Origin of the sequence: Rhizobium sp. R635 (assembly GCF_002211285.1) — a bacterium.
Taxonomy (GTDB): Bacteria; Pseudomonadota; Alphaproteobacteria; order Rhizobiales; family Rhizobiaceae; genus Rhizobium.
The window spans coordinates 69,830-90,119 of sequence record NZ_LOKX01000032.1 but is presented as its reverse complement, the minus strand read 5'-3'; the positions used below and the strand labels follow the sequence as shown (position 1 = coordinate 90,119).

At 62.0% G+C, this 20,290-nt stretch carries 19 protein-coding genes and 1 pseudogene; 14 read left to right on the top strand and 6 right to left on the bottom strand.

Annotated features, from left to right (window positions below; translation table 11 throughout):
- Positions 1-160: 160 nt before the first annotated feature.
- From ATY78_RS28610 to ATY78_RS19965, 8 genes are all read left to right on the top strand, one after another.
- Complete coding sequence (locus ATY78_RS28610; protein WP_190237494.1) at positions 161-628, top strand: hypothetical protein; 468 nt, start codon at positions 161-163, stop codon at positions 626-628.
- A gap of 212 nt (positions 629-840) precedes the next feature.
- Positions 841-981 (top strand): hypothetical protein, encoded by a 141-nt coding sequence (locus ATY78_RS28605; RefSeq protein WP_190237493.1) that lies wholly within the window; start codon positions 841-843, stop codon positions 979-981.
- Positions 975-3,083, top strand: coding sequence for an EAL domain-containing protein (locus ATY78_RS19990; protein ID WP_088684045.1), 2,109 nt, complete (start codon positions 975-977; stop codon positions 3,081-3,083). The genes ATY78_RS28605 and ATY78_RS19990 overlap by 7 nt, the downstream gene beginning before the upstream one ends.
- Positions 3,084-3,133: 50 nt before the next feature.
- Positions 3,134-4,384, top strand: coding sequence for an ABC transporter substrate-binding protein (locus tag ATY78_RS19985; RefSeq protein WP_088684044.1), 1,251 nt, complete (start codon positions 3,134-3,136; stop codon positions 4,382-4,384).
- Between the two features lie 185 nt (positions 4,385-4,569).
- Positions 4,570-5,922, top strand: coding sequence for a TadE/TadG family type IV pilus assembly protein (locus ATY78_RS19980; protein WP_088684043.1), 1,353 nt, complete (start codon positions 4,570-4,572; stop codon positions 5,920-5,922).
- Entirely contained in the window at positions 5,919-6,449 is a 531-nt protein-coding gene (locus tag ATY78_RS19975) for a TadE/TadG family type IV pilus assembly protein (RefSeq protein ID WP_088684042.1), read from the top strand. The genes ATY78_RS19980 and ATY78_RS19975 overlap by 4 nt, the downstream gene beginning before the upstream one ends.
- A 1-nt stretch (position 6,450) precedes the next feature.
- Positions 6,451-7,035 carry a TadE/TadG family type IV pilus assembly protein gene (locus ATY78_RS19970; protein WP_088684041.1) on the top strand — a complete coding sequence of 195 codons (585 nt, stop codon included), beginning with the start codon at positions 6,451-6,453 and terminating at the stop codon, positions 7,033-7,035.
- 215 nt (positions 7,036-7,250) lie between these two features.
- Entirely contained in the window at positions 7,251-7,793 is a 543-nt protein-coding gene (locus ATY78_RS19965; protein WP_088684040.1) for a hypothetical protein, read from the top strand.
- 17 nt (positions 7,794-7,810) lie between these two features.
- On the opposite strand, the gene ATY78_RS19960 is transcribed toward ATY78_RS19965, so the two are convergent.
- Positions 7,811-8,650: a hypothetical protein gene (locus ATY78_RS19960; protein ID WP_088684039.1), complete on the bottom strand. Its 840-nt coding sequence runs from the start codon at positions 8,648-8,650 to the stop codon at positions 7,811-7,813.
- Positions 8,651-8,757: 107 nt separating this feature from the next.
- A pseudogene (locus tag ATY78_RS19955) lies at positions 8,758-9,810 on the bottom strand (proline racemase family protein).
- Between the two features lie 256 nt (positions 9,811-10,066).
- On the opposite strand from ATY78_RS19955, the gene ATY78_RS19950 reads away from it, so the two are divergent.
- Positions 10,067-11,065, top strand: a complete 999-nt coding sequence (locus tag ATY78_RS19950; protein ID WP_088684038.1) for an Ldh family oxidoreductase — start codon at positions 10,067-10,069, stop codon at positions 11,063-11,065.
- A gap of 3 nt (positions 11,066-11,068) precedes the next feature.
- Here ATY78_RS19950 and ATY78_RS19945 read toward each other — a convergent pair whose 3' ends face one another.
- Positions 11,069-11,746: a GntR family transcriptional regulator gene (locus ATY78_RS19945; RefSeq protein ID WP_088684037.1), complete on the bottom strand. Its 678-nt coding sequence runs from the start codon at positions 11,744-11,746 to the stop codon at positions 11,069-11,071.
- A gap of 389 nt (positions 11,747-12,135) precedes the next feature.
- Here ATY78_RS19945 and ATY78_RS19940 point away from each other — a divergent pair, with 389 nt between their 5' ends.
- Positions 12,136-12,915, top strand: a complete 780-nt coding sequence (locus tag ATY78_RS19940) for a pyrroline-5-carboxylate reductase (protein ID WP_088684036.1) — start codon at positions 12,136-12,138, stop codon at positions 12,913-12,915.
- Between the two features lie 6 nt (positions 12,916-12,921).
- Here the strand turns inward: ATY78_RS19940 and ATY78_RS19935 are convergent, their stop codons facing one another.
- Complete coding sequence (locus tag ATY78_RS19935; protein ID WP_064696882.1) at positions 12,922-13,470, bottom strand: cupin domain-containing protein; 549 nt, start codon at positions 13,468-13,470, stop codon at positions 12,922-12,924.
- Between the two features lie 141 nt (positions 13,471-13,611).
- On the opposite strand from ATY78_RS19935, the gene ATY78_RS19930 reads away from it, so the two are divergent.
- Complete coding sequence (locus ATY78_RS19930; protein ID WP_088684035.1) at positions 13,612-14,946, top strand: aspartate aminotransferase family protein; 1,335 nt, start codon at positions 13,612-13,614, stop codon at positions 14,944-14,946.
- Positions 14,947-14,987: 41 nt separating this feature from the next.
- Here ATY78_RS19930 and ATY78_RS19925 read toward each other — a convergent pair whose 3' ends face one another.
- Positions 14,988-15,470 carry an Lrp/AsnC family transcriptional regulator gene (locus tag ATY78_RS19925; RefSeq protein ID WP_088684279.1) on the bottom strand — a complete coding sequence of 161 codons (483 nt, stop codon included), beginning with the start codon at positions 15,468-15,470 and terminating at the stop codon, positions 14,988-14,990.
- Positions 15,471-15,576: 106 nt separating this feature from the next.
- Here ATY78_RS19925 and ATY78_RS19920 point away from each other — a divergent pair, with 106 nt between their 5' ends.
- The 3 genes from ATY78_RS19920 to ATY78_RS19910 are packed head-to-tail and all read left to right on the top strand — an operon-like array spanning position 15,577 to position 19,189.
- Entirely contained in the window at positions 15,577-16,788 is a 1,212-nt protein-coding gene (locus tag ATY78_RS19920) for a diaminopropionate ammonia-lyase (RefSeq protein ID WP_088684034.1), read from the top strand.
- A complete protein-coding gene (locus ATY78_RS19915; RefSeq protein ID WP_088684033.1) occupies positions 16,785-18,032 on the top strand; it encodes a Zn-dependent hydrolase in 1,248 nt (415 codons plus the stop codon). The genes ATY78_RS19920 and ATY78_RS19915 overlap by 4 nt, the downstream gene beginning before the upstream one ends.
- A complete protein-coding gene (locus tag ATY78_RS19910; protein WP_088684032.1) occupies positions 18,029-19,189 on the top strand; it encodes a M20 aminoacylase family protein in 1,161 nt (386 codons plus the stop codon). Before ATY78_RS19915 ends, ATY78_RS19910 begins: the two co-directional genes overlap by 4 nt.
- A gap of 13 nt (positions 19,190-19,202) precedes the next feature.
- Here the strand turns inward: ATY78_RS19910 and ATY78_RS19905 are convergent, their stop codons facing one another.
- On the bottom strand, positions 19,203-20,222 hold the full coding sequence (locus tag ATY78_RS19905) for an AraC family transcriptional regulator (RefSeq protein ID WP_088684031.1): 1,020 nt from the start codon (positions 20,220-20,222) through the stop codon (positions 19,203-19,205).
- Positions 20,223-20,290 lie beyond the last annotated feature (68 nt).

Below are 20,290 nucleotides of genomic sequence, written 5' to 3'. Positions count from 1 at the left end.
TTCTTCCAAGAAAGCCGCCCAAGTCATTTGAGGGGCGCGGGTCCGCTGCAATCGAGCACGTCGCTCGGTTTCGAACACTGCGGTCAGAAAATTAAGAGATCGCTCATTCTCCGGCGACATTGCAATTTTCGGCGCGCGATACGGATCGTCCGCGCGCAATATGGATAGTTTTATCGGCAGAAACCCGCCGGCCTGTTCCTTCATATTCGTGGCGGGAAACATTTCAGGGGTTCAGCAGGACGGATTGGAGGCGAAGCCGGCGAAAACGATTCCGGAACGGAGCCGCTTTATCCGAAATCCGAAGCCCTTAGCCAAAACGCGACGCATTCATATCAGTTTTCCTGCAAGGAGCTGGTTTCATTGCCTTTTCTCCAAAAGCATTTACGCTTCTGAAACCAGACCTTCCGCAGCTTACTGCTCGAACGAGGTGCTGCTTGAACTTCTCCGCCATGAAGACGGATTGCAGGACGAGCCAATCCGTGCCGCTCATCAAGGAAGACGGCGCAGGTCAGAGGGGGAAGGAAAATGGCAGATAATCGGGGCTCCGCATGACGGCAGCTTTTCACGGCGCAGCTCGGTTGGCGTGGTGGCGCCGGCCCTAAAAAACCGGAACATTCCCGTCGTTTGAAATTTCTCGAGGCGCAGAATTGCGCCGGCATTCGCTCGCGGCAAGCCCTGAGCGAGCGCGCGCTGCCGCGGTCCCAAGAGCTCCCGCGGCAGCGCTGCGGTCGGCGGCGATCGTAGGGTTGCAGCGAGATCGACGGCAGATTCATATTCCCGGCGTGCCAGTGCCCGGCGCGCGGACCAGGGCCATGACGGCCGATTTTCAGGAAAATCATCGTGACGCAACTCTCCGGCGCGAACGCGTTTGGCGCGAAGCCTGCGCGTTGGAAGCAGCAGGGATTTCAAGACGGGCTCACCGGCGCTCGGGCCGAGGCAGCTCAGCCCGCTTATGTTTTCCTGATGGAGCGTGAATGGTGATAGGATCGGACATCGAAAAAGCGGCGCCATCGGGCGAATCCCGTTCATCCGTGGCGAGATATATTCGCTCCATCGGGCGGCATTACGTCGCCGCCGTCGTCGTCATGACGGTTCTGATCGGCGCGACCTTCCTGACGGTCAAGGTCGCCCTCGATCGCCATACGCTGCAACAGGACATCAGCTATCTCACCGGGCGCCAGTTCATCCGCTTCCAGCAGCTTGCCAACCAGACGCGGGCGGTCATGCGGGCCTCGACCGATCCGAACATGCCGGAATATATCATCCGGCCAATGGTCGAGGACGTTCAAAAGGCGATCGACGAGATCCGCGCCATGAGCGTCGAGCTGAACGACCTGAACGACGAGGTCGAAGCGAACTTTCTCCAACGGCTCAACGGGCCGGACCCGGCCGCCGAGAAATTGCGCCTCGAACTCGACGGACGGCTGGAAGATTTTCTTCATAGGGCCGAACGCGTCGTCGCCGCGAAATTGCAGGAGCGGCGGGAGCGTTACAGTTTCTGGGGCCCGATCGATTTCGCCGTTTCTTCCGACAGCGTGCTGATGCGTCAGTTCAGCGCCCTGATCGACAGTGCGCACGACCGGAGCGATGTGAGCATCGACCATACCCGCCTCATCAGCGCCGTGCTCCTCAGCCTCACCGCGGCCACGCTCATCCTGGCAACGATCATCCTCTTCATACCGCTCCTCGTAAAGCTGCGCACCGAGCACCGCCGGACGCTCGATTTCGAGATCAAGCTCACCCATCTCGCGCATACGGACACGCTGACAGGCCTCGGCAACCGGTCCTCGTTCAACGAGGCATTGAACGGGCTGTTTTCTTCCCTCGAGCGAACGGGCGCAGGCTTTTCGATGCTGCTGGTCGATCTCGATTTCTTCAAGGCAACCAACGACAGTTTCGGTCATCCGGCGGGCGACGCCGTACTGAGCCACGTCGCAACCGCGCTGCAGAAGACCTTCCGCGCCGGCGACGTCGTCGCCCGGCTCGGCGGCGACGAGTTCGCCGCTCTCCTTCCCGGCATTTCCGATGCCGCGACGCTGGAAGGAATTGCCGCACGCGCCGTTGCCGCCATTGCGGCGGAATGTCATTTCGAAGGGCGGCTGCTGCCGGTTTCGGCGAGTATCGGCGGCGCCGTCGTGCCCGGCCACGCCTCCGACGAGACGACCCTCATGCGCATTGCCGATGTGGCGCTTTACGCCGCCAAGGCCAAGCGCAACACGGCCGTCATCTTCGACGAAACATCCTTCGCCCAGCGCCTGGAACAGAACCGGCTTGCCGCAGCGCTGGCCTTCGCCGCCGACCGCGACGAGTTCGTCGTCTACTACCAGCAAAAGGTCGACCTGCAGACGGGCGGGCATCTCGGCTTCGAGGCACTGGTGCGCTGGCGCCACCCGCAGCTCGGCATTCTGCCGCCCGGCCGCTTCCTGCCGCTGATGGAGGGCCACCTCATCCAAAGCATGACGCGCTGCATCGTCAATACGGTGGCGCGCGATCTCAAAGCATGGAAGGCGGCGGGGCTCATCGCTGGATCGGTCGCCATCAATCTGCCGGAAGCCCTGCTCGTCAGCCATGACGGCTATGATTTCATAGCTGCGGCGGTCAAGGCGAACCGGCTCGACTGGCGCGATTTCGCCATCGAAGTCACGGAAGATGTCTTTCTAAATCGCGGCGCCAATCAGATCGCCGAAACCATCTCCCGGTTCCGCCAACACGGGGTCTCGGTCTCACTCGACGATTTCGGCACCGGCTTTGCCTCGCTCGTGCATTTGCGCGACTTCCCCTTCGACGAACTCAAGATCGACCGCAGTTTCGTTGCCGAGATCGGCAAGGATGTTCGCTCGGAGCAGATCATCAGGGCGATCATCGATCTCGCCCGCAACCTCGGCAAACGCTGTGTTGCGGAAGGCATCGAAGACGAGGTGCAGCGCGCCTTCCTTCTGAACGCCGGCTGCGAGACCGGTCAAGGTTATCTCTATGCCAAGCCGGAACCGGCTTCTGCGGCGACCGAACGATTGCTGCGCCGTCCGGCCCCGCGAAAAATATCCGCGCGGTCACGAAAATTGCGAGCTGAAACCGTCCTGTGAGCGGCGCACGGGAGCGATGCGGCAGGATCATCAATGAAAAGGGGCAAGGAATGAAACTGGGAATCAAACGGGCATGGCTTGCCGCGGCTCTGGCGGCCGCTGCTCCTGCAACGCAGGCCTTTGCGGGACAAGGCCTGACGGTGGATGTCGTGCATTACTGGATCTCGAAAAGCGAATCTGCCGCGCTCGACGTTTACCGCAAGGCCTGGACGGCAGCCGGCAACAAATGGGTGGATATGCCGGCAGAAAACAAGGTTGCCGTCCAGCGCGTGGTGAGCGACCGCATCGCCAACGGATACGCGCCGGCGGTCATGCAGTGGAATGCGAACGAGGGATCGCGCGAACTGCCGGAAATGGGCATCGTGCAGGATATCGACGATATCGCCGAGGCGGACCATTGGCGGGACGTCATTCCCGCGACGGTTCTCGACCGTATCTCCTACAAGGGAAAGGTTTACTTCGCCCCGACCAACATCCACGCCGAAAACTGGCTCTGGACAAGCAAGGCGGCATTTGCCGAAGCGGGCGTGAAGGTGCCGCAGTCCTGGGAGGAGATCTTCCAGGCGGCTGAAAAGATCAAGGTGACGGGACGCGTGCCGATCGCGCTCGGCGGCAAGCGATGGGAGGTCTCTCTCATCTTCAACGACATCGTCTATCACAAGTTCGGCCCGGAAGGTTACGCCCGTCTCATGAGCGGCGATGCCGAACTCGTGCGGGATCCGCGCATGATCGAAGCGCTCGATCTGCTGCTGCATCTCTCCGATTACGTGGAGCCGTTCGAGCAGCGAAAGGAAAAGACTTGGGCCGATGCCACTGCGGCAGTCGGCAAGGGTCAGGCCGGCATGCAGTTCATGGGCGACTGGGCCAAGGGCGAGCTTGTGGCGAGCGGCTACGGCGTCGACAAGGATTTCGATTGCAGCCTCGTTCCCGGCACGTCGATCGCCTATTTCATGGTGATCGACGCCTTCGCCTTCCCGCTCACCAATCGCGACGGCACCACTGAGGGGCAGGAAGCCTTCGCCCGCATGGTGCTCGATCGCGACAATCAGGTCGCGTTCAGCCGGATAAAGGGATCGCTGCCCGTGCGCACCGACGTCGACCCGTCCGGGCTTGATCATTGCGGCAAGCTCGGACTGGAGATGATCAAGGCCAGGAAGGGTGAAGTCAGCGCCCAATCCCAGGCCATGCCGACCCAGATGTCCGAAGGTTGGATTGCCGTAGTGGGAGATTTTTTCAACAACAGGAACATGTCTTCGCAAGAGGTTCAAAAACGCTTGTATGATCTCCTGATGCAGCGCTGAACGAGGCTCGGTCCACTCGCGCCGCCGGCGCAGCGAATATCCATAATTCGCAAACCTGTCCAATAAGCGCAGCAAACACTGCGTCGGCGACTCATCTTCCGTCAGGAACCGGGAAATTAACAAACCCTCAAGTCTTCTCGATACATCTTGCTTTTGCTATTTTTTGTCTTGCGTCACGGTGTTTTTTGAAGTCGGCCCTTTCATCACTCGATCGAATTGTGAGCGCCCTTCGCAGTCTCGGAAGGGACAGGGGCGGCAACGTCGCGATCGTCGTCGCCCTCAGCCTCGTGCCGATGCTCATCGCCGTCGGCGCGAGCTTCGACTATATTCGCAGCTACAATGTCCGGCAGAGGATGCAGAGCGACCTCGACGCGGCCCTGATCGCCGCGGTCAAGCAGATCAACAACACCGAGGACACCGACGCTCTCAAGGAAAAGGTTGCCGACTGGTTCCATGCGCAGGTGGACAACAGCTACACGCTTGGCGAAATCGACATCGATACGTCAAACCACAACATCACGGCGACGGCGAGCGGCACCGTTCCGACGACGTTCATGAAGATCGCCAATATCGAGACCGTCCCCGTCAGCGTGGCAAGCGCCGTCAAGGGACCGGCCACGTCCTATCTCAATGTCTATATCGTTATCGACACATCACCTTCGATGCTGCTGGCGGCAACGACGTCAGGCCAGTCGGCCATGTATGCCGGCATCAAATGCCAGTTCGCCTGCCACACGGGCGATTCACACACCATCGGCAAGACGACATACGCCACCAATTACGACTACAGCAAGGAAAAGAAGATAAAACTGCGCGCCGACGTCGCCGGGGACGCCGTCCGCGAAGTGCTCGACATGATCGACGAATCCGACGAGAATCATGAACGGATCAAGGTCGGATTATACAGTCTGGGCGATACGCTTACGGAAGTTCTGACCCCGACGCTGAGCACGGACGAGGCGCGCAACCGCCTCGCGGACGCGAATTACGGCCTTACGAGCGCAACCTCGAAGGCGGCCACCTATTTCGACGTATCGCTTTCGACGCTCAAGCAGAAAGTCGGCGCCGGAGGGGATGGCACCTCCTCGGGCGCGCCGCTCAAGCTGGTTCTGCTGCTGACGGACGGTGTCCAGTCGCAGCGCGAATGGGTGACCGACAAGGTAACGAAGGATAGGAAATATGGGGCCTACTGGAACAAGGTGGCGCCTCTCAATCCCGACTGGTGCGGCTATCTGAAGAACCAATCCAACACGATGGCGGTGCTCTACACCGAATATCTGCCGATCACCACGGACTGGGGCTATAACGCAACCGTCGGCTCGACCATGGCAAGCGCCAACTGGAAGAGCACCTGGGGCGGCACCATGGACAGCGACGTTTCGAGCAGCATTACCAGACGGGATTACATCCCCTACGCGCTTGGCGACTGCGCGTCGTCGAAGAGCCTGTTCATATCAGCATCGTCGTCGACGGAGATCACGGAAGGCCTGTCGACGCTCTTTACCCAATATCTCTCCGCAGTCCGGCTGACTCAATGACCGCAAGAAAACGCTTTGCATCGTTTCGCCGCCTGCTCGGCGATCGCAAGGGGGTGGCCGCGATCGAATTTGCGATCCTGGCCCTGCCGCTCTTCATCATGATCTTCGGCATTATCGAAGTGTCGCTGATGTTCTTCGTCAACTCCTCGCTGGACGCTTCGGTTCACAAGATCTCACGGATGATCCGCACCGGCGAGGTCGCGTCCTCGAAGATCACACTGGCTACATTCAAGAGCAAAATTTGCGACGACATGCTGCTATCCTTCAGCTGCTCCAGCGGTCTCGTCGTCAAGGTCAGCGTGCTTTCCGACCTCTCCTCCGCCACCAGCACCGATCCGATCGACAACAACGGCAAACTCGCCGTCACCCAGACTTATGATATCGGCAAGGGCAGCGACTACATTCTGGTGCAGGCGTTCCTGCCCTGGGAAGCCTCCGTCAATTTCTTCAGCCTGTCGAGCGCCAAGCTTTCGGACGGCAGCTATCTCCTCGGGTCCTCCGCCCTGTTCCGCAATGAGCCCTTCTGACATGATCATGAAACGGAGCCTCGCCCTCCTCAGCCTCGCCCGACCCGCCATCCGTCGACTTGCGCGAGACCGCGCGGCCGCTTCCGGCGTGGAATTCGCCCTGCTGCTGCCGATCCTGATCGTGCTGCTGTTCGGCACCGTCGATCTCGGTCATGCCCTCACAGTCAGCCGCAAGATAGACGAGATCGCCTCCAGCACAGGCGACATGATCGCGCAGCAAAGCACCTGGACGAGCACCGACGTCGCCAAGCTTCTTTCCGGCGCGAGCTTCATCCTGCAGCCTTATGACACCACCGGACTGAAGATCACGCTGACAGTCAATGATGTCGACAACAGCGGCAAGGCGACCGTCAACTGGTCCGCCGCGTTCAACACGTCGTCACTCGCTTCCGGCACGGCGAGCGCGATCGACATACCGAAAAAGATCCAGGAGACGGGCGTGCAGGTCGTGCTGACCCGGGTGGAATACACGTTGACGACACCGGTCTCGGCATTCTTTTCGAACTTTACCGGGCAGAACGGCTACAGCTTCGATCACCACTTCTTCAATCGTCCACGCGTGAGCGACACGATAAAATATAACTAAAGCACATCGCGTCAAACGTGATTCATGCGATGCGCTTTAGCTCTTTGTTTTGACGCATGTCGTTATCCCGGAACCGCTGCACACTTCCGGGCGACATGCAGTAGCCGCAGGCTCCTTCGCGATTGCATCAATCAATCCAACGACATTCAGTCCGTTGTCGCCGGGCCGGCAATGGTGCATTGCTTCGGCCGATCGGCTTTCCCGGGAGAATCGCAATGAACGATCGTGGATACCAAGAGCAGGAAGCGACGGCGGGAAGGGTCTTCGGCGGCATGCGGCGGCTGCATGCTGTCGCCCTGGTCGCGATGGTGTGCGCGCACGCGCCTGCCGGGGCGGCGGCGGCCGATCTTCAATGGACGCAAGATCCAGGCAGCCACTGCAAATTCGTGGCACCCGCCTCCCTCACCAGCGGCCCCACCTTCTGGATCGGTGCCTGCGTCGAGGGAAAGGCGTCGGGAGAAGGAATGCTGCGCCGCCGTGACGGCGACAAGGCCGGGGCCGCCTTCTTCGGCCGGATGAAGGACGGCATTCCGGAGATCGGCGTCGTCGATCTGACCGACGGATACAGAGCCGGCAACTTCAGCGACGGCGACATCGGCGGGCAGACCGAGTCAGACCCGCAAAACAGGATCGACGCCTTCCGTATCGCGGCCGAAGCGGCGCGGCTCATCAGCGCCAAATATGCCGCTGAGAAAAATGCGGGATCGGCCCGCCACTATGAAGAGCTTGCCAAGACATTGGAACAGCAGACCGATTGAGTGCTGTTCCCGCCGGCTCACCCGGCGAGCTTGACGATGCCGTAAGGATTGAACTTGAACTCGTCCACTTCATAGGTGGAATCGAAGGAGAGGCTTGCGCCGCGCGCTTTCAGCGTCGGATCGAGGCCGTGCTTGGCGATTTCCTCGGCCACCGCATCGATGATGGCGACGACCTGTCTTTCGCTGCCGGCCGTTTCCGGCACATAAACCTCCGGCAGCCCCACGAGATGGAAGCCGACGCTTTCCAGATAGCCGCGCGCCGAGAGCGGCCGCTTCGCGAAAGCCAGGCGGCCGATGCGCTGCGCCGCGAGCGTGTCGCCGGCCTTCTGCGCTTCGTCTCCCTGCCGGATCAGCTCTCTCCATCGATCGAGCCCGTGTGCGATGCCGGCGCTTTCGCCCTTCACGGCGACTGCTCCCGCGCCGATCATCCGTTCGACCAAGCGGAGCCCCACCATCGAAACCTTCACCGTGTCGGCCTGCGCCATGCTCGGCCCGAGGACATAGAGAACGGATTGATGATCGGCGACGGCCTGCTCGTCCGCCGCATCCCACGCATCGGGCTCGACCCGGTCCCAGCAGACGTCGAACGACCGGCTCATCCGGTCATCGGGCTCGGCCTGGGAATAATCCTCGTCGATGCTGAATCCGGCAGCGAAATCGCCGATTGCCTTTGATGCTGCTTCGGATAAGGCGCCCAGGTCGCGTTCCTTCCCGAGGAAACAGAGGACATGCCGGGGCGTCACCGATGACGCCTCGGCCTGCGCCGCCGCTTCTTCGCCGGATTCTTTGGCCGATGCCGCTTTCCAGCCGATCAGCGCCCAGATGGATGCAAGGAGAGCGCGACGCATGAGCTTCATGATGCCTTCCGTTCGGTCGAATGTTCTTGGCTCAGCTTGTAACCACATGAAATCCGAAACGAAAGCGGGATCGTCATCAGAGGCTATGCCGTCGCGCGCCCGATTTTTTAAGCCCAGATGTCTCCCGGGGTGAAACCTTCGGTGAAGGGATCGTCATTGTCGAGAACGAGCGTATTCAGGCCGGAGATCCAGCTGGTGCCGGAGAGCGTCGGGACGACGGCGGCTTTGTCGCCGATCCTTGCCTCTTCGACCAGCCTGCCGGTGTAGACGTTGCCGAGGATTCCCTGATGGCGGAAATCCTGGTTGAGCGGCAGCTCGCCCTTCGCATGCAGGACGGCCATCTTCGCGCAGGTGCCGGTGCCGCAGGGGCAACGATCGAGCGCTCCGGTCCAGGTGGCGGGATCATCCCAGGAAAGATCGCCCGTGGCCATCGTCACCGTATTTTTCCAGTCGGCCTTAGGATCGTCCGTCGGCCCCGACAGCTGTGAGATCGTAATGCCGACGCCGGGATAATGCGGATGGGCAACCTGCAACTGTTCGATGGCCGCCTGCCGGATCATCGCGGAAACACGCGCGATCTCCCGCCCATGTGCCGGGATCAGTTCAAGGCCCTTGAACTGCCTGACATCGGCGATGACATAGAACATGCCGCCTCAGCCGACATCGACAGTGACCTTTCCAAGATGCGGCACGTCGATGACGGCATCGAGATGAGCGGCAAATGCCGGTACGTTCTTGAAGGTCACGCTCTTGACCTTGCCGTCCCTGCATTCGGCCTTGATGCGAATGAGCCCGGCGGGCGCCTCGAGAACCAGTTCGGTGACAGGCTCCTTCATCGGAAGCATGCCCATCTCGAGCAGGACCGTGACCACCGAGATGGTGTTGCCGCCCGACATCATCGGATATTCGATCTGCTCCATGATGACATAACCCGCATCCGCTTCCGGGTGAGACGGCGGCACGATGATGTTGCAGCAATGGGCGGGATAGCCGCGCGGCTCGCGCAGCATCAGCTTGCGCAACTGGTCGTCATTGCTTTCCAGCCATTTCATCTTTTCATAAACGGAGTTTCCGGGAATGTGCGGAACGCCGCCCGTGATCACGCGCATCGGCGTGCCGGCATGGGTATCGACCGCGTGAATCGTTCTCTTGAATCCCATTTCTGCTTCCTCCTCTGGTGGGTTGCGAGTTCGTTTTCATGGGAGCAATGCCTGGCCTTCCGCTTTTCTTGTAACGCGTCTGATAAGCCATTGGTTTGTAATATCGTATACGATATCTGAAAACGCGGACCCGTCAACCGGGGGAAGGCGAAAAATAGACATAACTGTACATTTTACCTGTCAGCGTGTCCCCACTTTTGCTAAAGAAGCCTGAGACCGGCCGGCCGGCTAGGCGAGAAACAGGAGGAGATTAGAGATGTCGGATGAGGTCGTATTCGATCTGGCGGAAGCCGAGAGCCTGGCGATGCGCGCTTGCCTCGCGGCAGGCGCCAGCCATGCCACCGCCCGGTCCCTCGTGGACGCCACCTTGTCCGCAGCACTTTACGGACCTCCAACCCTTGGGTTTCCGCATTTCGTCGATTACCTCGACAGCTTCCGCGAGGGCCGCATCAACCGCGATCCCTCCCCCACCTGCGAGCGGCCCTATCCCGCCTTCTTCGCCGCGGATGCCGATCGGGGCATCGCGCAGCTCGGTTTCGATCTTGCCTTCGAGGATCTGGTCGAAGCGGTGCGCACGCTCGGCGTCGCGGTCTTCACGCAAACGAACAGCTATACGACGGGAGAACTCGGCTATTATGTTCGCCGTCTCGCCGGCGAAGGGATCGTCGGCATCGCCGCGACCAATGCCAATGCCATGGTGGTCGCCAAAGCGGGCGGTCCTGCCGTCTACAGCACGAACCCGATGGCCTTCGGCTTTCCGCTCGGAGAGGGATCGCCGCCGCTCCTCATCGATCAGGCGTCGAGTGCGACCGCCTATGTCAACGTCGTCGCGGCCGCAGCCGAGGGGCGCAGCATCCCGGAGGGATGGGCCGTCGATGAAGCGGGACAGGAAACCCAGGATGCCGCAAAGGCGCTTGGCGGAGCCCTCCTTCCCTTCGGCGGGCGCAAGGGCGCCAATGTGGCGCTGATGGTGGAAATGCTGTCGGCCGGCCTGTCCGGCGGCCCCTGGTCATTGGATACGCCGTCCTTCCGATCGGGAAACACCAGCCCCGCCGTGGGATTGACCGTCGTCGCGATGATGCCGGGACGCGCTGACCGCGACCTTGTCGAACGCGCGCGCCGCCAGGCGAACCGCCTGCAAGGCCACGGCGTCTTCGTGCCCGGCGTCAGCGGCATCGACTATCCCTCCACGTCGGAAGGGCTGAAAATGCCCCGCTCCGTGTTTGAGGCCATAGCGAAGATAGCGGGCGTCTGACGCCTAAAGGGATCTTTTCCCGGGCAGATGTTCGAGCAGCGATTGGCACGCGCTCATGATGTGGGCGTAGACCAGTTCTGCTGCCCTGTCCTCATCCTGCTCCCGGCAGGCTTCGACGATTTGCCGGTGTTCGCGGTCAGCCGTCTGCTGGCCGTGCGACAGCGTCAATTGCACCCGGAGATATCGTTCCAGCCGGTCGTTGACCGAACGGATCGTGCTGACGAGGAAGGGCCGGCGCGCATCCTCGTAAAGGCGGCTATGGAAACGCCAGTTCAATTCCGACCAGCGGGCGACGTCGGTTTCCCCAGCGAAAGCATCGCAATAGGCGAGCGCCTCCTTGAAGGTCTCCTGCGTCATGTGCGGGATCGAGAGCTTGATGGCATTCGTTTCCAGGATCGCGCGCACCTCGAAAATCTGCGCGATCTCCGGCTCCGAAAGGCTCGTGACGATCGCGCCCTTGTTGCGATAAAACTCCACCAGGCCTTCGGCCTCGAGCCGTTTGAGCGCCTCGCGGACAGGGATCTTGCTAACGTTGAAAAGGCGCGCGACATCGTCCTGGCGGATCGGTTCGCCTTCATCAAGCGAACCGTCCGCGATCGAATCGCGGATGAATTTCAGGATCACATCCGAGGCCGTGGGCGCCTTCCCGAGATCGGTCACCTGTGCGGCGTTGAATGGCATTTCCCAAGCTCCTTGTGTCGGGACAAGATGCTTGGGATATCGTAGACGATCTCTTTCCTCAAGCCGCCCGGCTTCAAGCCACCGCTTGCGCACCGGTGATTTCCACGAGCCGACACATAAGTCCACGGCACGTCGATGAGGAGGAGCGAAAAATTACGTTGCCGGCACGCCGTATTTCTGGCCCAATGCCAGGCACATCGAAAGAGAGGGACCTAAGTGTCCGATGAATTTGAAGCGAAACGAATGCGCGCTGAAAGGACGTCAATGAGACGCTCAGCAACGAGATCGTGTCGCTCGCTCTGCCGTCCGGTCAGTTTCTCGATGAGACGACGCCTGCCGAGCGCTTCGGATGTCGCGCTAGGGCCGCTCAGAGCCGCGGAGTAGATCAGGTGAATGTCAAAAGCATCGGCTTCGTCGGAACCGGCGTCATCACCGAGGCGATGGTTCGCGGGCTTCTCGCCGAGCCCGCCTATGCCACCGAGATTCACGTCTCTCCGCGAAGCGCGCACATTGCGGAGACGCTAAAGGGCGAATTCGCCGCCGTGAGAATCGCCAAGGACAATCAGGACGTCGTCGATCGCAGCGACATGGTGTTCCTGGCGATACGGCCGCAGGTCGCCGAGGAGGTCGTGCGGGAACTGTCGTTCAGGGCCGGGCAGACGGTCGTCAGCGTCGTCGCGGCGACGGAGCGCCAGGCCCTCCTCGACTGGATCGGCGCCGACGTGCATCTCGTGCAGGCGATCCCCCTGCCCTTCGTCGCAACGCGCCAGGGCGTCACCGCCATCTATCCGACCGACGATACGGTCGCAGCGCTGTTCGATACACTTGGAACGGCCGTCCAATGTCAGTCGAGGAAGGAATACGACCTTCTCGCAGCCGCAAGCGCAATGATGTCCACCTATTTCGGAATCATGGAAACGGTCGGCGTCTGGCTGGAAAAGAGCGGCCTCGAAAGAGCGAAAGCAAATGCCTACATCGCCCCGCTCTTCGCAAGCCTGGCGCAGAAGGCAAGCGGCCCCGGCGCCGAGCCGTTCAGCACGCTGAGCCGCGAATTCGCGACCAAGGGCGGATTGAACGAGCAGGTTCTGTCCGACTTCGACAAGAAGGGCGGCATCGCCGCGCTGAGCGAAGCACTCGACGGCGTGCTCGCCCGTATCGAGGGCCGCTAACACGCATCAGAAGGTCGGCGGCGTGCAGGCGCTGATGACTTCGCAGGGCACCGGACCGACGCAGCGGAAGCGGTGTGGGCGCCGGCTTTCGAAATAATAGGCGTCCCCCGGCCCCAGGATGCGCCGCTCGTCGTCGACGGTCACTTCAAGCCTGCCCGAGAGCACGATCCCGCCCTCCTCGCCCTCATGGACGAGAGGCACCTTGCCGGTATCGGCACCTGGCTGGTAGCACTCCTTGAGGATCTGCAGGCTGCGGCCGAAGAGGTTTTCGCCGACCTGCCTGAACGAGATGGCGCCCTTGCCGATCTCCACCAGTTCCTCCGCCGCATAAAAGGCCTTCCTCGGGCGGTCGGGCTCGAAGGCGAAAAATTCCGCAAGCCCGATCGGAATGCCGTCGAGAATGCGCTTCAAGGCACCGACCGAAGGGTTGGAGGCGTTCGATTCGATCAGCGAGATCGTCGAATTCGGCACGCCGGTGCGCTTGGCGAGTTCGCGCTGGGAAAGCTTATGGGCGATGCGGAGATGGCGAAGGCGGCCGCCGATATCGATGGACATAATGCGCTCGTTTCTGTTGTCCAGAATATCGAAAACATATCTTCCCATTCTCATTCTTTCAATGGGTTACGCCAGCAAAGAAAAGGACTTGTTTGAAAAGGGAAAATCACGCCATTCTCGGCCATTCCCAAGGAGGCCAGGATGGACCAGATCAACAAGACGAACGCGCCCGTACTCGAAAATTTCTGGATGCCGTTCACCGCGAACCGGCAGTTCAAGGCGGCGCCGCGGCTTCTCGCTGCCGCCGACGGCATGTATTACACCGATGTCGACGGAAACCAGGTGCTTGACGGCACGGCCGGGCTCTGGTGCTGCAATGCCGGCCACGGCCGCAAGAAGATTTCCCAGGCCGTCGAGCGCCAGCTTGCGACCCTCGACTATGCCCCGACCTTCCAAATGGGCCATCCGATCGCCTTCGACTTCGCCGCCAAGCTGGCTGCGAACGCGCCGGGCGGCGCTGACGCCAAGCTCGACAGGGTCTTCTTCACCGGCTCCGGTTCGGAATCGGTCGATACGGCGCTGAAGATCGCCATCGCCTATCAGCGCGCCATCGGCCAGGGCACCCGCACCCGCATCATCGGCCGCGAGAAGGGCTATCACGGCGTCGGCTTCGGCGGCATTTCCGTCGGTGGCCTCGTCAACAACCGCCGTGTCTTCCCGCAAATTCCGGCCGACCATATGCGCCACACGCTCGACATCGAGCGCAATGCCTTTTCCAAGGGCCTTCCCGCCCATGGCGTGGAACTCGCCGACGATCTCGAGCGCCTGGTGCAGCTGCACGGCGCCGAAACCATCGCCGCCGTCATCGTCGAGCCGATGTCGGGATCGGCAGGCGTGGTGCTGCCGCCGAAAGGCTATCTGGAGAAGCTGCGCGCCACCGCCGACAAGCACGGCATCCTGCTGATCTTCGACGAAGTCATCACCGGCTTCGGCCGTCTCGGTACGCCGTTCGCGGTGGATTATTTCGGCGTCGTGCCCGACCTCGTCACCACGGCGAAGGGCCTCACCAACGGCGCGATCCCGATGGGCGCGGTCTTTGCCAGTCGCAAGATCTATGACGGCCTGATGGTCGGGCCGGACAATGCGATCGAGCTCTTCCACGGCTATACCTATTCCGGCCATCCGGTCGCCTGCGCCGCCGGCCTCGCCACCCTCGAAATCTACGAGGAGGAAGGCCTGCTGACGCGCGCAGCCGAGCTTGCCGACCACTGGCAGGAGGCCCTGCATTCGCTGAAGGGCCTGCCTAACGTCGTCGACATCCGCAATCTCGGCCTGGTCGGCGCGATCGAACTGGCGCCGCGAGCCGCAGCGCCCGGAACCCGCGCCTATGACGTCTTCGTCGATTGCTTCAACAAGGGTCTGCTGATCCGCGTGACCGGCGACATCATCGCGCTGTCGCCGCCGCTCATCATCGAGAAAGACCAGATCGACACGATCGTCTCGACGATCGGCGATGCGCTGAAACGCGCCGCCTAAACTGCATTCCGATGCGGCGGCAAACCAGCCGCCGCATTGTTCTACCCGATCGGCACATCAAGCCCGACCTTGACGCGATCCATCGCGACGAAGGTGCGGAAGCGCTTGACATTATTGTTGCCAAAGAAGAGCCGCCGCGTCAGAGCCTCGTAATCGGCCATCGACGGCACGACGATCACCAGAATGAAATCCGCCTCGCCGGTGACGTAATAGCATTGCTGGATCTCGGGCGCGGCTGCGAATTCCGTCTTCGCCCGCTCGATCTGATCGGCGGTTTCGCTGATCACCTCCACCTCGACGAAGATCGTGATCGACTGCCCCAAAGCCTCCGGCGCGACGACCGAAACGTCAGCCCGGATCACGCCCTCCTCCCGCATCCGCTTGATCCGGCGCTGAACGGCAGGTGCCGAAAGGTTCACCGCCTCGCCGATCGTTCGCTGCGGGGTCATATTGTCCCGCTGCAGAATGGCGAGGATCTTCCGGTCGAAATCGTCGAGATGGGAGGACTGAACGCGCTTGCTCAAATCCATGCTCCGATGAAACAAAATTGCAAATGAAGGCCTGAATATCAGCGCCTTTTTCGCCTCTGTTGCAATAGAGTTCAGCGAAATCAGGAAATCGAGGTTCGCCATGTTTCTCTTGAACAGCACGCCAGACTATCGCCTGCCGCTCGACCCCAGGGATGCGGAAACGCTCGGCATCGCCGCGGCCGAGGCGGTGGAACGCCACCTCGCCTTCCGTGAGGACCATGCACCGACGCCGCTCGTCGCCTTGCCGGGACTGGCGCGCGAGATCGGCGTTGCCGCGATCCACGTCAAGGATGAAGGCCATCGCCTCGGCCTCGGAAGCTTCAAGGCGCTCGGCGGAGCCTATGCGGTAATCCGCCTCGTTCTCGAAGAGGCTGAGCGGCGGCTCGGGCGCGCAGTCGATATGGCCGAGCTGCATTCGGAAGAAGTCCGCGCCGTTGCGCGCGGGATGACCGTCGCCTGCGCCACCGACGGCAATCATGGCCGCTCCGTTGCGCAGGGAGCGCAGCTCGTCGGGGCGCGCGCCGCGATCTTCGTCCACTCCGGCGTCAGCGACGAGCGCGTCGCCGCCATCGCCCGCTTCGGCGCGGAGATGATCCGGGTTGCGGGAACCTATGACGACTCCGTGCGCGAGGCGGCCCGCGTCGCCGAGGCGAAAGGCTGGACCATCGTCTCGGATACCTCCTGGCCGGGCTATGAACGCATCCCCGGCCTGGTGATGCAGGGCTATACCGCGCTCGTTCGGGAAGCGCTCCGGCAGATGCCGGAACCGCCGACGCATGTGTTCATTCAATCCGGCGTCGGCGGCATTGCGGCGGCGGTCGCCGGCCATCTGGCGATCGCGCTCGGCGAGCGGCGTCCCGTCTTCACCGTCGTCGATCCCGCCCGCGCGGCATGCCTCTTCGAGACCGCACGCGCCGGACATCCCGTGACGATCGCCCATGGCGAGCCGACCGTCATGGCGATGCTCGAATGCTACGAGCCCTCGCTGGTCGCATGGCGCATCCTTTCCCGCGCCGCCGACGCCTTCATGACGGTGGACGAGGCGGATGCGACCGGGATCATGAACCGCCTTGCCCGTCCCGTCGCCGGCGATCCCGCCATCGTCGCCGGCGAAAGCGGCGGCGTCGGCCTCGCAGCCGCCATCAAGGCCGTCGCCGACCCGGCGATCAAGGCGGCGCTCTCGATCGACAACCGCTCCCGCATCTTCGTCGTCAACACCGAAGGCGCGACCGATCCCGGCAAATATCAAGAGATCACCGGGCTGTCGCCCGCCGCAGTCGCCACGAAGAACCGGGAAGGAGCCTTGACATGACCAGGCCATCCATCGATGCGGCCCGTCTCCTCCGGCGCATCAGGACGCTCGGCGAGATCGGCCGGGATAGCGACGGCCGGCTCGTCCGGCTGGCGGCTTCCGATACGGAAAAGCTCGGCCGCGACCAGTTCGTGGCATGGATCGGGGAGGCGGGGCTCGAAGTCGCCGTCGACCGCATCGGCAACATCTTCGGCATATGGAAACCGGATGGCGCGGCGGACGAAGCTCCTATTCTCATCGGCTCGCACATCGACACCGTCATCGACGCCGGCATCTATGACGGCTGCTATGGCACGCTTTCGGGGCTCGAAGTCATCGAGACGCTGAAAGCGGAAGGGCTGACGCCGTCCAGGCCGATCGCCGTGGCGGCCTTCACCAATGAGGAAGGCGTGCGCTACGCGCCCGACATGATGGGATCGCTCGCCTATGCGGGAGGCCTGGATATCGATGCGGCGCTCGCCACCATCGGCACCGACGGAACGGTCCTCGGCCGCGAACTCGAGCGGATCGGCTATGCCGGCGAGCATCGGCCGGGTTTCCTCAAGCCCCATGCCTATATCGAGCTGCATATCGAGCAGGGACCGGTCCTCGAACGCGAGGGCATTCCGGTCGGCGCCGTCGAAGACCTTCAAGGCATTTCCTGGCAGCGCGTGACCATCACTGGCGACGCCAACCACGCGGGGACGACGCCGATTTCCATGCGCCGCGACGCTGGTCACGCCGCAGCACGGGTCGTCACCTTCCTGCGTGAGCGGGCAAAGGCATCCAACACGCCGACCGTCGCGACGGTGGGCTGCATGAGCTTCGAACCGAACGCGATCAACGTGATCCCGTCGCGGGCGATCTTCACGGTCGATCTGCGCGATCCCGACGAGGATCGGCTGAGGGAAGAAGAGGCCGCGCTCGCCGATTTCCTGAAAAGCCTATCGGCTGAGGAGCAGGTCGGCATATCGGTGGAAAGGCTTGCCCGGTTCGAGCCCGTGAAATTCGACCAGGGGATCGTGACGCTCATCGAAAAGGCCGCGCGGGACCGCGGTCTCGCCTGCCGGCGCATGACATCGGGCGCCGGCCACGATGCGCAGATGATCGCAAGGATCGCCCCCTCGGCGATGATCTTCGTCCCGAGCGCCGGCGGCATCAGCCATAACCCGAAGGAATTTACGGCCGACGAAGACCTCGTCGCAGGCGCCAACATCCTGCTCGACGTCGTTCGCCGCCTCGCTGGGGAAGGAGCACCGGAATGACCATCGACAGGAACACGCTTCATGCCGAAATGACCGCGTGGAGACGCGATCTGCACGCCCATCCTGAATTCGGCTTCGAGGAACGACGGACATCCTCCTTCGTTGCGGCCAAGCTGCGGGAGTTCGGCTTCGACGAGGTCGCCGAAGGCGTCGGCGGCACCGGTGTCGTGGGAACGCTGAAGCGCGGCAGCGGCAACCGCGCCATTGCGCTGCGCGCCGATATGGATGCGCTCAGAATCAACGAGCAGTCGGACCTGCCGCACCGCTCACAAAACCCAGGCATCATGCATGCCTGCGGTCATGACGGCCACACGACGATGCTGCTCGGCGCGGCAAAGATCCTGGCTGAGGAAGCCGGTTTCGACGGCACCGTGCGCTTCATCTTCCAGCCGGCCGAGGAATGGGGCAAGGGCGCGCTCGCGATGATTGCCGATGGGCTCTTCGAACGGTTCCCCTTCGACGAGATCTACGGCATCCACAACATGCCGGGGCTCGGCGTCGGCAGCTTCCGCACGCGTCCGGAAGCGATCATGTCGGCCGAGGACAATTTCGAAATTACCTTGACCGGCATCGGCGGCCACGCCGCGCGGCCGCACTGGGGCAATGAGGTGCTCGTCGCGGCTTGCGCGCTGGTGACCAACCTGCAGACCATCGTGTCGCGCCGGCTGGACCCGGCCGATATCGGCGTCGTCTCCATCACCGAACTCATCACCGATGGCACGCGGAACGCCCTTCCCGGCACCGCCCGCATTCTCGGCGATGCCCGCAGCTTCCGTTCCGAGATCAGCGAGACGATCGAAAAGCAGATGCGGGTGATCGCCGAGGGCACGGCGATGACTTACAACGTCAAGGCCGAGGTTCTCTACACCCGGGAATTCGTCCCTCTCATGAACGACCCTGCCTTGACGGAGGAAACGCTCGCCCTGGCCCGCGATCTCTACGGCGCGTCGAATGTCGCCGTCGCGGACAAGCCGATGACGGGATCGGAAGACTTCGCGCAGTTCCTGTCGAAGGTGCCGGGCTGCTTCGTCTTCCTCGGCAATGGCGAACACTCGCCGCCGCTGCATAATCCGACCTATGATTTCAACGATGCCGGCCTGCTGCACGGCGCAGACTTCCACGTCGGAATCGTCCGCCGGCGGCTCCGGGCGGGTTGAACTTCAGCGGCTTCTACCGCTTCCTGGCTTGCGACGGCAATTGGCCGAAGCGTTTCCGGTAGTCGGCTGCAAATCGTCCGAGATGGCTGAAGCCCCATCGGAGGGCGATGTCGGCGATGGCCTGTCTTCCGTCTGTTTCCAATAGGTCGCGGTGGGCGGCCAGCATGCGGATTTCATGCAGATAGGACATCGGCGTCGTGTTCCTGAACTGCCGGAAGCCCTGTTGCAAGGTCCGGATGCTCACCTTGGCTGCCGACGCGATCTCGTCGAGCGTAATCGGCTCGGCGATGTGTTCCTGCATGTAGTCGATCGCCCATTTCACATGACGCGGGGCCGGCGCCGGAGCCGTCTGCTCCAGCTCGTTCGAATAGCGGTTGGGACAGGCTTCCAAAAGCAGGTAGATCGCCGCGTCGCAGAGCGAGTTGACAGCCAGCGGCGACCGCTGCAGCGGCCCGTTTCCGGAAAGACCGCCATGAAGGTTCGCGACGATCTGCTGCAATACCAGCCCCGCACCTGCTGTAAGATCGATATCGGGATGAATATCGAGGTCGCCGCCGATCGTCCGCTCGAACATATGCGTGAGGCGCCTGGTGATCCTCGCCTGATCGATGAACATGCAGAGGTGACGGCGGGGACCGGAAATGCTGGTGCCCCTTGCATCGCCCGGCTCCAGGATCACACCTCGACCGGGCACCGAATATATCGGCTCCCGTCTTCCGCCGAAGGACATGTTGCCCGTCGTCGGCAGGAATATAGCCATCCTGTCGACGACCCCGTCCCGCTTGCCGACGATCGTGCCTTCATAGGAGCAATCGGCGACGCTGACATCGTCCACCGAGATGAAATTGCAGTTATATACAATTGACGTATTGCGTTCCGCCGTCATCTTGATCGCGGCCTTCGGCGTCGACAATGCTTCCGAGAGCTCGTCCAGGTCCGTTCCGCTCCGCGCGGTTTCCCGAAGCACCATGCTCTGCAGAGCCGGCTGCCGGATGGAACTGCCGACGGAACTCCTATCGGAATGAACGGACATGCATGCCCTCGCAAGACGATCTAGGCTAGGGATAGCCGATTTAAATAGTAATACAAATTTCTTTTTAT